Annotated in this window: 14 protein-coding genes; 4 read left to right on the top strand and 10 right to left on the bottom strand. The window is 68.6% G+C overall.

What is annotated here, in order from left to right; translation table 11 throughout:
- Positions 1-48: 48 nt before the first annotated feature.
- Entirely contained in the window at positions 49-1,071 is a 1,023-nt protein-coding gene (ligD, locus tag AC1DK9_RS07505) for a non-homologous end-joining DNA ligase (protein ID WP_476915482.1), read from the top strand.
- Between the two features lie 10 nt (positions 1,072-1,081).
- On the opposite strand, the gene AC1DK9_RS07500 is transcribed toward ligD, so the two are convergent.
- Genes AC1DK9_RS07500 through AC1DK9_RS07485 form a run of 4 tightly spaced genes read right to left on the bottom strand, consistent with a single transcriptional unit; the run spans position 1,082 to position 3,599 of the window.
- Positions 1,082-2,125 carry an isopenicillin N synthase family dioxygenase gene (locus AC1DK9_RS07500; RefSeq protein WP_476915481.1) on the bottom strand — a complete coding sequence of 348 codons (1,044 nt, stop codon included), beginning with the start codon at positions 2,123-2,125 and terminating at the stop codon, positions 1,082-1,084.
- 23 nt (positions 2,126-2,148) lie between these two features.
- Positions 2,149-2,898, bottom strand: a complete 750-nt coding sequence (locus AC1DK9_RS07495; RefSeq protein WP_476915633.1) for a CDP-alcohol phosphatidyltransferase family protein — start codon at positions 2,896-2,898, stop codon at positions 2,149-2,151.
- A 33-nt stretch (positions 2,899-2,931) separates the two neighbouring features.
- Positions 2,932-3,396 carry a hypothetical protein gene (locus tag AC1DK9_RS07490; RefSeq protein WP_476860800.1) on the bottom strand — a complete coding sequence of 155 codons (465 nt, stop codon included), beginning with the start codon at positions 3,394-3,396 and terminating at the stop codon, positions 2,932-2,934.
- Complete coding sequence (locus AC1DK9_RS07485) at positions 3,393-3,599, bottom strand: cupredoxin domain-containing protein (protein WP_476860799.1); 207 nt, start codon at positions 3,597-3,599, stop codon at positions 3,393-3,395. The genes AC1DK9_RS07490 and AC1DK9_RS07485 overlap by 4 nt, the downstream gene beginning before the upstream one ends.
- Here AC1DK9_RS07485 and AC1DK9_RS07480 point away from each other — a divergent pair.
- Entirely contained in the window at positions 3,559-3,951 is a 393-nt protein-coding gene (locus tag AC1DK9_RS07480; protein WP_476860971.1) for a hypothetical protein, read from the top strand. The two genes, AC1DK9_RS07485 and AC1DK9_RS07480, sit on opposite strands and share 41 nt — an antisense overlap.
- Positions 3,952-4,263: 312 nt before the next feature.
- Positions 4,264-5,196, top strand: a complete 933-nt coding sequence (locus AC1DK9_RS07475) for an AfsR/SARP family transcriptional regulator (protein ID WP_476915480.1) — start codon at positions 4,264-4,266, stop codon at positions 5,194-5,196.
- 14 nt (positions 5,197-5,210) lie between these two features.
- Here AC1DK9_RS07475 and AC1DK9_RS07470 read toward each other — a convergent pair whose 3' ends face one another.
- From AC1DK9_RS07470 to AC1DK9_RS07450, 5 genes are all read right to left on the bottom strand, one after another.
- Positions 5,211-6,500, bottom strand: a complete 1,290-nt coding sequence (locus tag AC1DK9_RS07470) for a Y-family DNA polymerase (RefSeq protein WP_476860797.1) — start codon at positions 6,498-6,500, stop codon at positions 5,211-5,213.
- A gap of 18 nt (positions 6,501-6,518) precedes the next feature.
- A complete protein-coding gene (locus tag AC1DK9_RS07465; protein ID WP_476860796.1) occupies positions 6,519-6,950 on the bottom strand; it encodes a LexA family protein in 432 nt (143 codons plus the stop codon).
- A 155-nt stretch (positions 6,951-7,105) separates the two neighbouring features.
- Positions 7,106-7,816, bottom strand: a complete 711-nt coding sequence (locus tag AC1DK9_RS07460; protein WP_476860795.1) for a hypothetical protein — start codon at positions 7,814-7,816, stop codon at positions 7,106-7,108.
- A gap of 40 nt (positions 7,817-7,856) precedes the next feature.
- Entirely contained in the window at positions 7,857-8,534 is a 678-nt protein-coding gene (locus AC1DK9_RS07455) for a hypothetical protein (protein WP_476860794.1), read from the bottom strand.
- 72 nt (positions 8,535-8,606) lie between these two features.
- The gene (locus AC1DK9_RS07450; RefSeq protein WP_476860793.1) at positions 8,607-9,227 is read right to left on the bottom strand and encodes an L-threonylcarbamoyladenylate synthase; all 621 of its coding nucleotides are present in this window, start codon (positions 9,225-9,227) and stop codon (positions 8,607-8,609) included.
- Between the two features lie 184 nt (positions 9,228-9,411).
- Between AC1DK9_RS07450 and AC1DK9_RS07445 the strand changes: the two genes are divergently transcribed.
- Positions 9,412-9,957 carry an NAD(P)H-dependent oxidoreductase gene (locus AC1DK9_RS07445; protein ID WP_476860792.1) on the top strand — a complete coding sequence of 182 codons (546 nt, stop codon included), beginning with the start codon at positions 9,412-9,414 and terminating at the stop codon, positions 9,955-9,957.
- A gap of 18 nt (positions 9,958-9,975) precedes the next feature.
- Here the strand turns inward: AC1DK9_RS07445 and AC1DK9_RS07440 are convergent, their stop codons facing one another.
- A complete protein-coding gene (locus AC1DK9_RS07440; RefSeq protein ID WP_476915479.1) occupies positions 9,976-11,121 on the bottom strand; it encodes an XdhC family protein in 1,146 nt (381 codons plus the stop codon).
- Between the last annotated feature and the right edge of the window lies 1 nt (position 11,122).

Raw genomic sequence — 11,122 nt, 5'->3', positions numbered from 1 at the left:
TTCCGCCGTCTCCTTTTGCTGGACGGCGGCCCGGGGTAGCTTGTCCTCATGGCGCGGGAAGAAACCACGGTCTCCGTTGCGGGACCCGAGGGCAGCAGGGAAATCCGGATCTCAAGTCCCAGCAGGCCGCTGTGGCCTGACGCGGGTTTGAGCAAGCTGGACCTGGCCCATTACATGATCGCCGTCGGGGACGCCTTCCTGGCCGCCAACGGGGGCCGCCCCATCACGCTCCAGCGGTTCTCCGGCGACGTCGACGGCGAACAGTTCTTTTCGAAGAATCCACCCAAGGGCGCCCCGGACTTTGTGCGGGCCGTGGACGTGGTCTATCCGAGCGGCCGCTCCCACCCGCAGCTGGTGATCGATGAGATAGCCGCCGCGGTGTGGGCGGTGCAGATGAACACGGTGGTCTTCCACCCCTGGGCCTCGCGGGCTGCGAACCCGGACAACCCGGACCAGCTGCGGATCGACCTTGATCCGCAACCCGGCACCGGCTTCCGGGACGCCGTGCCCGCGGCCCGGGAACTGCGCAAGGTACTGGCCGAAGCGGGGCTGACCGCCTTCATCAAGACCTCGGGCAACCGCGGACTCCACGTCTTCGCGCCGATCGAGCCCGCCCACGAATTCCTCGATGTGCGGCACGCCGTGATCGCCGCCGCGCGCGAACTCGAGCGCCGGATGCCGGAGCAGGTCACCACCGCGTGGTGGAAGGAGGAACGCGGTGCCCGGGTCTTCATCGACTTCAACCAGGCCAACCGTGACCGCACCATGGCGGGGGCCTACAGCCCGCGCGCCCTGCCCGCCGCCACCGTGTCCTGCCCGCTGGAGTGGGAGGAGCTCGACGGCGCCGACCCGGGCGACTTCACCGTCGCCACCGTCCCCGGCCGGCTCAAGGCCACGGGTGACCCCTGGGCGGACATGCATTCGAGCCCCGGGTCCATTGCGGCGCTGCTTGAATGGTGGGAACGGGACCAGGCTGCCGGCCTCGGCGAGCTTCCCTTCCCGCCGGACTTCCCGAAGATGCCGGGCGAACCGCCGCGGGTGCAGCCCAGCCGGGCCAAGAGCAAAGACTAGGGTCTGCCCGTTATTCCTGGAGGAGTTCGGGGTGGTGCAGCCTGGCCACCTCGGGGTGGGTGCGGAGCCAGCCTTTGAGGACGTTCGCCCCGTAGGAGGCGAGCATGGGGTTCTCGGGATCGTCCGAAAGGCCGCGGGACTGGGCCGCGAGCGCCGGGGGAAGCGGGACCGGCTCAATCACGGCGTCCAGCCGGGGCGACCAGAAGAACGGAACGGTGTAACGGTCGACGCCGGGTGGTGGCGCCTGCACCCTGTGGATCGTAGCCGAAAGATACCCCTGGGTCGCCACCTCAAGCATTTCGCCGAGGTTTACCACCAGGGCCCCCTCGATGGGCGCCACCGGGATCCAGTCCTTGCTGCCGGGCGGCCGGACTTCCAGACCGCCCGCCCGGTCCTGCAGCAGGAGGGTCACGAACCCGTAGTCCGCGTGCGCGCCGACCCCCTGGTCGCCGGCTGCCTGGTCGCCGGCTGCCTGGACTTCGCCGCCGACGTCGTGGGTGAGCCTGGCCATCCACGCCGGTGTGCCTTCGAAGGCTGCATCGAAGTAGTCCTCCGGAAGTTCCAGCGACACCGCGATGGCGCGCAGCAACTCCGCGCCCCCGACGCACATGCGTTCGGCCCAGGCCATGGCCGCGCTGCGCAGTTCCGGGAGGGACTCATCCGGCCAGAGATTGGGCCCCTGGATGAGCCAGTATGGCTGCTCGGCCGGGTAGCCGCTCAGGGCCGGCCGTTCGGGGCCGAAGTCCAGCTGTTCCCGTGCCTCCGGGCGCCCCCGCGTCCCCTCGTGCCCCAGCCGGGTGTAGCCGCGGAAATGCGGAGATTTCCGGTTGTCCAAGGCGAGCCGGTCCGCTTCCGGGAGATCGAAAAACCGGCGTGTGAGCCCGAAAAGCTCATCGACCTGCTCGGCCGTGGCGCCGTGGCCGACCAGCTGGAAAGAGCCCACCCGGTGGCTGGCGTCGCGGAGTTCGGCAAGGAAGCCGGGGTTGAATGAACCGTCGATATTTCTCGCCCCGCCCAGGTCCAGGACCGGGATTGATTCGGTTCGGGTGTCCATCTTTGCAACGTAGCACCGGGAGTTCAGCGATTGAAGGTGTCCGCCGCGCCAGCGCCAACCCGATCGGAGCGGTGCAGCCGCTCCAGCGCGGCGGTGTCACGGCCGAACGAGAAGAGCAGGAGCGCGAGGGCGCCGAGGAGCGCCGTCGTGCCCGCCACTGAAGGTATGCCGGGCGTCAGGGCCAGGAGCAGGGCGAGAGGTTGAAGCGCACCGATGGCCTTCCGGGCGGGCGAGGCGGGGAGGTCGTTCTTGAGGGCCGGACGGAGCCAGCCAGCGGCGGCAAGAACGTAGTACATGAGTCCGATCAGCAGCACCCACGGCCCGAAGGCCGCCGCCGCCGCGCAGGACAGCACCAGGGTCAGCGCCGCGTCCGTCTCGGAGTCCAGCCGTGCTCCCGCTGCGGACGCGGTCCCGGTCCGCCTTGCCACCGGACCGTCCACGGCGTCGAGCGCGAAGGCAACGGCACCCAGGACGACCAGGAGCCCGGCAGGCAGTTGCCGGCCTAGGAGTCCCGCGGCCGCCAGCGCCGCGCAGCACGCAACCAGCACGGCGCGGACCAGGGTGACCCGGTCAGCGGGGGTGCACACGCGGGGCTCCCGCAGCAAAATGGAGCCGGCTGTTCGGCCCAGTACCAGTGCGCCGGCGACCACGGCCAGGGACCCCGCGGCCGCGCCGGGGGCGGCGAGCGACGCGAGCCAGCCGCCGGCCCCCAAGTAGGCGGCCCCGGCAGCCGTGACGTCGACCGCCGCCCGGCGGGGATATCTGTTCGGCATGCTCACCTCGACCCCATGCTAACAACGCCCCGGTCAGGCACGGAGGCGGCCGGTCCCCGGGCCGCCCGGCAGGCGCTGCCGGGCGCGCCGGGTGCGGACCACGCCGAGCCCGGCCAGCGCCGCACCGGCACCCTCCGCAATGGCGCTGACGGTCTTCTCGAAATACCAGACGGGCTCGTACATCGCCGGGAACGGTCCGAAGGCGGGGAGGTTCACGTAGCGGTAGAACATGACGGCACCGAAGGCGCTGAGCGCCACGAGGAAGGCGAAAACGTAGGAGGCCGTGCTGCCGCGCAGCAGCACCGCCAGCGCCGCGAGCGCCGCCGCCGCGGATTCGAGCAGGAACAAGGTGCCCTGGCCGACCCCTTGCGGGGACCCGGCCTGGTAGCCGGGCGCCAGATGGATGTGGACACCGGCGTCGATCAGCAGGGCCAAGGCCGTCAATGCCCGCAGGGCCAGGTCCGGGCCCCGTCCGGGTGAGCCGCCGCGGGGGTTCACTTGACCGTCAACGTTCCGTGCATGCCGGGGTGGAAGGTGCAGTGGAAGGGATACGTCCCCGGCTGTGACGGCGCGGTGAACGTGGCGGTGCCGCCGCCGCCCTTGACGTCGACGTCGAACGCGGAGCCGTCGTCTGAGGTCACCGTGTGCTCGGCGCTGTCCATGTTCGTCACGCTCACCTGCGCCCCGGCGGCGACTACCACCGGCGTACCGTACGCAAAGTCGCGTACGGTGATCGCCGCCGTCGAACTGGCCGGCGCCGGAGTGGCCGGCGTCGAACTGCCGGGCCGACCGCCGGATCCCATCGGCATGCTCGCGCTCGCGGAGGCGCTCGCCGGAGCTGTGGCCGCCGGCGGCGACCCGGTCTGCCCACCCGGCGCGCATCCCGCGGCACCCAGCAGGACCGCTGCGAGCAGCAACGTGACATGTGCATTCCCGGTGTTCATGACGCACCCTCTTGACCTTGAGGCAACGCTGGAAGGAAAGCTTCCTGACTCAATTCTGCGCCCGTTCCGGGCACATGGCGCCGGAGCGCAAGCCGGGTATTTTGCCTGAACCCCGGCGCGTCCGGAAGGCCTACGAACCCGAACAATGGGCCGGCGCGAAGGACGCGGGTGGGGCCCCATAGCTACTCGTCAGAGCCCTGCTCCGCTCCGGAAGCTACTTGGCCAAACTGCCGGCTACCCGGATTTCCTCGGGCCTGCGTACTCGATACGCGGGCGCCCCGTACCCGACTTTTCGCCTCCGGAAAAATCGGGTAGTTACCCTCGCTTGTTGTCTCTAGGCCGCCGTGTCACGGTGGCTGCGGGAAGTGGCATGTCATTGATCAACGCGATTTGCAACGGGGCCTGGGGATCGGAGRGCATCGTGCACAACTTGCCGGCGGCAGCGCCATCCATAGCGGTTCAGCTGTTTGGATCCCTGGAAATTCGCCGCGAGGGCGTGGCACTCACGGCCGCGGATCTGGGCGGCTGCAAGCCGCGGCACATTCTGGAAATCCTCCTGCTCAATCTGGGTACTCCGGTCTCGAAAACCCGGCTGATCGAAATCCTCTGGGGGCCATGCGCCAGCGACGGGGCCGTGGCCACGCTGGAGAGCTATGTCAGCGGCATTCGCCGGGCAATCCAGCCGGGACATACCAAGACGGGGCCGCTCCGGACCGCGAACAGCGGATACGTGTTGGATCCCGCACTCGTGGATTTGGACCTTTCGCGTTTCCGCGACCTGTTGCGCGCCGCGGACCTGGCAGCGCCCGCCAAGGCCTATTTGTTCCTGGTTGAGGCCCTGGAGCTCTCGGCCGATCCGCTCCTCGGCTTCGAGCTCGACGCCGACTGGGCAGATGCGGCCCGCGCCCGCCACGCGGCCGAGCGCGTGGCAGCCATGATCTCCGCCGCCGAGGCCGCGGCCTTCCTGGGACGCCACGACGAGGCGATCCGCTGGGCCCAGTCAGCCATCCGTCTGGAACCGCTTAACGAGCGGGCGTGGACCGGCCTGGTGACGGCGTACGAACTTGCCGGCCTGCCGGTGCAGGGGTTGTCCGCCTATGACCGGTGCCGCCGCCTTTTCGACCGCGACCTTGCCTGCCCGCCGGGGCCGGCCCTCCAAGCGGCTCACCTCCGGCTGCTGCGGAGGCGCGCCGAGGCGGATACGGGCCTCTCCGAAGTGCTGGGGGCCCTTCTCTTGCTCTGGGACAGGCTGCACGCGGCCGGCCCCCAGGGTCCCGCGGTTGATGACCGGCTCCGCGAGAACGCCGGGAGGATCCTGGACTCCTTCCTGCAAACGGCCCGGACCACGGGCTGAGCTTCAGGCCGTGCTCAGGCGGCCCTCACCACGGGAAGTTCGTCCCAGTGGGTCGTGTAGCGCGGGGACAGCATGTCGCGTTTCATCGTCCAGTCGGGGCCGCCGCGGATCCCCGCGTGACCCAGGCCGATGGAGCCCCGGCCGTATTTGCGGCTGACCTCCTCCAGCAGCGGCCCGATGCCGTGTTCTTCATGCGGGTTCTCAAACACGGCCAGCGGCGCCTGGCTGGCTGTCGGGCGCAGGTCGGTGACCATGATGCCGGCCTTCGCGTACTTGACGCCGTCGACGACCCGGGGGAGCAGGGCGTAGGCCGCCCTGGCCAGCAGGACCGGATCAGCGGTCGGCATCGGGAGCGCTGCAGACACCGAGGGGTGTGAACTGTCTCGGGGGTTGTAGTAGGACGTTGCGGCGAACGCGGTCAAGACCTTGGCTTGCAGGCCGTGCCGTGCGAGCCTGGCGCTGGCCTGTTGCGCGTAGATGCCCAGGACCTGGCGCATTCCGGCCGCGGTGCTGATCGGGGTGGCGAAGGAGCGGCTGAAGATGAGCTGGTCCCGGCCGACGCGCTCCTCCTCAAGCGGAATGCAGGGCGTGCCCTGCAATTCCAGAACGGTGCGCATCAGCACCACCGAGAAGCGGTCCCTGATCCGGACCGGGTCCGCCCGGGCCAGGTCGAGCACGCTATGGATCCCCAGCGCGTTCAGCCGTTTGGTCAGTCGTGTCGAGACGCCCCAGAGTTCGATGACGGACAGGCCGGCCATGAGCTGCTCCTGCAGGTTGGCGGGTACCGAATCCCAGTGACAGACGCCGTCGAAGGCGGGGTTGTGTTTGGCCCACTTGTTGGCCAGTTTCGCCAGGGTCTTGGTCCCGGCGATGCCGACGCAGACCGGGACGCCGACATTCCGGCGAACCGCCGTCTTCATTGCCTGCCCCAGCCGCAGCAGTTCTTCCGGGTCGCCGCGCACGCCCAGGAAGGCCTCGTCAATGCTGTAGACCTCCAGCCACGCCGAATACCGGCCCAGGAGTTCCATCACCCGGGCGCTGACGTCGCCGTAGAGCTCGTAGTTGCTCGACCTGGCCACGAGCCCCCACTCCTTGGCGCGTGGGGCGAGCTTGAACCACGGTTCGCCAAGCGGGATGCCGAGCGCCTTCGCCTCGGGGGATCGGGTGACGGCGCAGCCGTCGTTGTTGGATAGCACCACCACCGGCCGGCCTTCCAAGGAGGGGTCGAACGCGCGTTCGGCGCTGGCGTAGAAGCAGTTCACATCCACGAGGGCGATGCTGCCGCCGGGCCGGGTCTCGGGCATGGGGCTCATACCGGGGGCTCAGACATGGTGCAGGCACCGGGTGGCGACGCCCCAGATGACCAGGTCGGAGAGGGCCGGAACCCTGATGTCGGGGTAGCGCGGGTTGTCCGCCTGCAGGACCACGCCGGCTGCGGTGACGCGCAGGCGCTTGACGGTGAGTTCGCCGTCGAGGACGGCGACGACGACGCATCCGTCGCGGGGCTCCAGGGCACGGTTGACGATCAGCTCGTCGCCGTCGCTGATGCCGGCGCCCTCCATGGAGTCCCCGGACACCCTGACGACGTAGGTGCTGGTGATGTCCTTGATCAGGTGCTCGTTGAGGTCGATCCGTCCGTCGAAGTAATCCTGCGCCGGCGACGGATAGCCGGCGGCGACCGGAACCGGCGAGATCAGCACCGAGAGGAGGGAAGTGCCAGCGTCTATCACGCGAGGCCCAACGATTACGCCCACAACACACCTTTTTTCGAATATATGTTCGAGTTAAAGTGTAGCCCCGGGGGCCGACATTTGACCGGGCAGTGCCATTCAGGAGTGCGGATACCCATTTCGCCGCGCGCAACCACTTAACGGCGGTCCCGCAGCCAGCGCGAATGAGTTTCTGCGCATCATTTCTGACTCCATCCGGTCGGTCGGCTCCTGGTGCTGAACTGGATCTGGATGTGGTTGAGTTCGGAGCGCGGAAGCGCGGCGGTCACGACGCCTGCGCCTGGCAGTTCGGCGCCGATGCCGTATACGAACGGGCCCGTGTCGACTTCGACGCCGGGTATTTCCACCCCGTTGACGAGGACACGTACCCGGCCATTGACCATCCGGTCGCCCACTGCGGGTGCGGCCCGATCCCACGGACTGCCGTTCAATCCGGGCTCCGGCCGGTACTGATTCATGAGGATGTGGTTGACGTGGTCGACCAGCAGCCTGCGGACCGAAGAGCGCTCGGAGGAATCACGGTGCCAGCTGGTTCGCACGGCGTCCCACAACTGCGGGTACCGCATTCGCTCCACCTGCGCGACCAGCCACGCGGGTCGCGGCCATGGCGGAACATTCTCGATCGCCTTCCGCGTGCGCTCGTCGAGGTCCGCGAGGTTTATCGGATCCGAGCGGTCTGCCGGGTTCCGCCAGACTGTGTAGGTGACGCCCGCCGTCATTTCGCTGTATCCACGATCGTCCTGGCTGTAGGCCAGAGAAACAGTGTCCGTGTCTTCCAGCGACGGCTGGGGCATGAGGCCCATCACGGGGACGGGCATGAGTCTCAGCTGTTCAGCCTGCTGAACACGAGGGTCCGGTGCGTCCTCGGGGAGAACTCCAGTCAGTCTCATGCCTCGATTATGAACCTGGAAATGTAAATGCCGGAGTCAATTAGGCGGCCCCGTAGGGGGTTCGGAATAGGGTAACTCCCCACTCCTGGTTGTGCAGCACGATGCCACTGTCCCGGCGGGCAAACTGAAGCGGCGCCTGAAGGTACTGCTTCATCCGCTGTTGTTCCCCGTCCCAGGGGAATGGGCACGCGCCGACGAAGCTTTCGAACGTGCCCGGATCCGGTGTGATGGTGCCGCCGGCAACACTCACTCCGACCGCGTAGGACGCGCAGCGGATCCGCACCGTCATCAACGGATGGCCGCCCACGCTGCCAAACCTGACGGCATAGTCACCGGAGCTCAGGCCAGGACCTGCGGGCACGGATGCGGGCATCAGGGAGCCGGAAGTGAAGTATTCGCACCGAAGGGGTCCGTTGGCTGCGGCGTCCCCGGCCTGCTGCAGGCACTGATCCGCGCCGCGGCCGGCGGGGGCGGGCGGAACCGGCGGGGCGGGCGCAAGGGTCTGACCTGGCGACAGCCCGGCGCCCGTCACGGCCGCTGCCGAGGCTGCCGGCGGCTTGGTCAGGGTTGGCGTGCCAGCCGGCTCCGCGGGCGGAGCCGAGCCGCAGCCCGCCGTCACCGCCCCAATCGTCACCGCCCCAAAGGCGAGGCATGCGATAGACAACAGTGTCGGCGTCGTGCGTTTTCGATAACGTGCGTTTCCCCCGGGCGCGGTCATGATCCGAACAATAGGGGGCCGGGGGTGTCGCTGCAAGGACCCGCCCGGCCAGCCCGACGGCTATCCGCAGCGCTATTCGAAGCGGGACGGGTCTCCCATGCCGTGGCGGGTGACCTCGGCAACGCCGCTGGAGAAATCGATGACCGTGGTCGGCTCTGCCCCGCAGTCGCCGGAGTCGATGACGGCGTCCACCACGTGGTCCAGCCGTTCCTTGATTTCCCAGCCCTGGGTCAGCGGCTCTTCTTCGTCCGGAAGCAGCAGCGTGCTGGAAAGCAGCGGTTCGCCGAGTTCGGCCAGCAAGGCCTGGACGACCTTGTTGTCCGGGATGCGTACGCCCACCGTTTTCTTCTTCGGGTGCAGCAGCCGCTTCGGCACTTCCTTTGTGGCCGGCAGGATGAAAGTGTAGCTGCCCGGCGTCACTGCCTTGATGCTGCGGAACACGTCATTGTCGATCTGGACGAACTGGCCGAGCTGGGCGAAGTCCTTGCAGACCAGCGTGAAGTGGTGCTTGTCATCCAGGTGCCGGATGGCCCGGATCCTGTCCAGCGCGTCCCGGTTGCCGAGCTGCGCGCCGAGGGCGTAGCAGGAGTCGGTCGGGTAGGCGATCAGGCCGCCGGACTTGATCATCTCCACCACCTGCGTAATGGCTCGCGGCTGCGGGTTGTCGGGGTGCACATCGAAATATCTCGCCATGGCACGAGCTTACGCCCGCGGCCGGGCCCCGCGGCGCCACATGCCCGACCAGCAGTGGCGCCCGCCATTTGTGTACAGACAATTCTGTCTGGTAGCTTCGTTCCCGACATAGACAATCCTGTCTAGGGCAGCCCGGCGCGCCGCTGCGCCCGGCCAGGAATCCTGAAAGAAGCACAAAGCTCCCATGACCACACACCGCACCCTCGTCGTCGTTGCCCACCCCGACCTGGCAGCATCCCGGATCACCGCGCGGCTTGCCGCCGCCGTCAGGGACCTCGACGGCGTGACCGTCCGGGACCTCGCCTCCGCCTACCCGGACCGGCGCGTGGACGCCGCCAGGGAGCAGGAGCTCCTGCTCGAGCATGACACCATCGTCCTGCTGTTCCCTTGGCACTGGTACTCCGTGCCCGGTGTGCTGAAAGAGTGGATGGACCAGGTCCTCAGCTATGGTTTCGCCTACGGCGCCGGCGGAACCGCCCTGCACGGCAAGCGGCTGCAACTGGTCATCTCAACCGGCGGCCCCGAATCCTCCTACACGCCGGCGGGGCACAACCGCTTCACCATGGCCGAGCTGCTGCGTCCGCTGGAGGCCACCGCGCACCTCTGCGGGCTGGAAATGGCAGAACCCCTGGTCCGGCATTCGGCCCCACGGGTGACGCCGGACGAATTGGCGGCACACGCCGCACGCTTCCGGGAGCTGCTCTCGGCCGTTCCTGCCGCCGCACGCTGACCGAAGGCCGGGAAGCCGCTAGGCGTGCTGCTGATCGTGGTTTTGCTCGTCGTGGTGGATCCGCTCGTCCAGCCGGTGTAGCGGCTCGCCGCTGCCACTCCACTGCTTGGCGATGATTTCCGCGGCGATGGACACCGCTGTCTCTTCCGGGGTGCGCGCGCCAAGGTCCAAGCCGACCGGGCTGTGCAGCCGGGCCAGCTCGGTCCCGCCCAGTCCCGCCTCGCGCAGCCGCCGGATCCTGTCCTCATGGGTGCGCCGCGAGCCCATCGCCCCGATGAAGGCCACCGGGCTGCCGCGCAGGGCCACCTCCAGCAGCGGAATATCGAATTTCGGGTCGTGGGTGAGCACGCAGATGACGGTCCGTTCGTCCACCAGTCCCTGCTCCTGCTGCCGGGCAAGATAGCGGTGCGGCCACTCGTTGATCACCTCGGCGGCCTCGGGAAACCGGGCCGGGGTGGCGAAGACGGGGCGTGCGTCGCACACCGTCACCCGGTAGCCCAGGAAGGTTCCCAGCCTTGCCAGCGCGGAGGCGAAGTCGATGGCCCCGAAGACGAGCATCCGCGGCGGCGGGGCGTAGCTGGTGAAAAAGATGCGCATTCCACTGTCGAGCCGTTCCCCGTCCGGGCCGTAGTTCAGGATGCCGGTCCGGCCCGCGGCCAAGTAGCCCTGACAGTCGTCGCCGACGGCGAGGTTGGCGCGTTCGGAGCCCAGGTTGCCCTCGAAGCCGTCCGGCCGCACCACCAGGTGCCGTCCGAGCCAGTTGCTGTCCGGGTGTTCGATCACCGTGGCGACGCCCACCCGCTTTTCGTCGCCGATGTCCTGCCGCACGCCGTCGAGCTCGGCGAAGCGCTGTTGGGAGACCGGCTCCACGAAGATGTCGATGATGCCGCCGCAAGTGAGGCCGACGGCGAAGGCGTCGTCGTCGCTGATTCCGTACCGCACCAGCACCGGGACGCCGTCGTCCTTGACCTGGGTGGCCAGCTCATACACCGCGCCCTCCACGCAGCCGCCCGACACCGACCCGACGGCCTCGCCGCCGGCGGTGACCAGCATCGACGCGCCCGGAAGCCGCGGGGCGGACTTGAACGTGTTCACCACCGTGGCCAGGCCCGCAGTCCTGCCCAGCCGCCAGTCCGGCAAGATGGCCCCCAGCACGTCCCGCATG

The organism is Arthrobacter sp. 01T414 (genome assembly GCF_056398965.1).
This window is presented reverse-complemented; position numbering and strand designations above follow the sequence as displayed.

Coding starts and splice junctions, on each gene's coding strand:
- AC1DK9_RS07470 (WP_476860797.1), bottom strand. CDS start 6,500: ATGCCCGAGACCCGGCCCGGCGGCAGCATCGCCCTCGTGGATGTGAAC.
- AC1DK9_RS07450 (WP_476860793.1), bottom strand. CDS start 9,227: ATGGCGAGATATTTCGATGTGCACCCCGACAACCCGCAGCCGCGAGCC.
- AC1DK9_RS07480 (WP_476860971.1), top strand. CDS start 3,559: ATGTTCGTCACGCTCACCTGCGCCCCGGCGGCGACTACCACCGGCGTA.
- ligD (WP_476915482.1), top strand. CDS start 49: ATGGCGCGGGAAGAAACCACGGTCTCCGTTGCGGGACCCGAGGGCAGC.
- AC1DK9_RS07440 (WP_476915479.1), bottom strand. CDS start 11,121: ATGCGGGACGTGCTGGGGGCCATCTTGCCGGACTGGCGGCTGGGCAGG.
- AC1DK9_RS07495 (WP_476915633.1), bottom strand. CDS start 2,898: ATGCCGAACAGATATCCCCGCCGGGCGGCGGTCGACGTCACGGCTGCC.
- AC1DK9_RS07445 (WP_476860792.1), top strand. CDS start 9,412: ATGACCACACACCGCACCCTCGTCGTCGTTGCCCACCCCGACCTGGCA.
- AC1DK9_RS07460 (WP_476860795.1), bottom strand. CDS start 7,816: ATGAGACTGACTGGAGTTCTCCCCGAGGACGCACCGGACCCTCGTGTT.
- AC1DK9_RS07500 (WP_476915481.1), bottom strand. CDS start 2,125: ATGGACACCCGAACCGAATCAATCCCGGTCCTGGACCTGGGCGGGGCG.
- AC1DK9_RS07455 (WP_476860794.1), bottom strand. CDS start 8,534: ATGACCGCGCCCGGGGGAAACGCACGTTATCGAAAACGCACGACGCCG.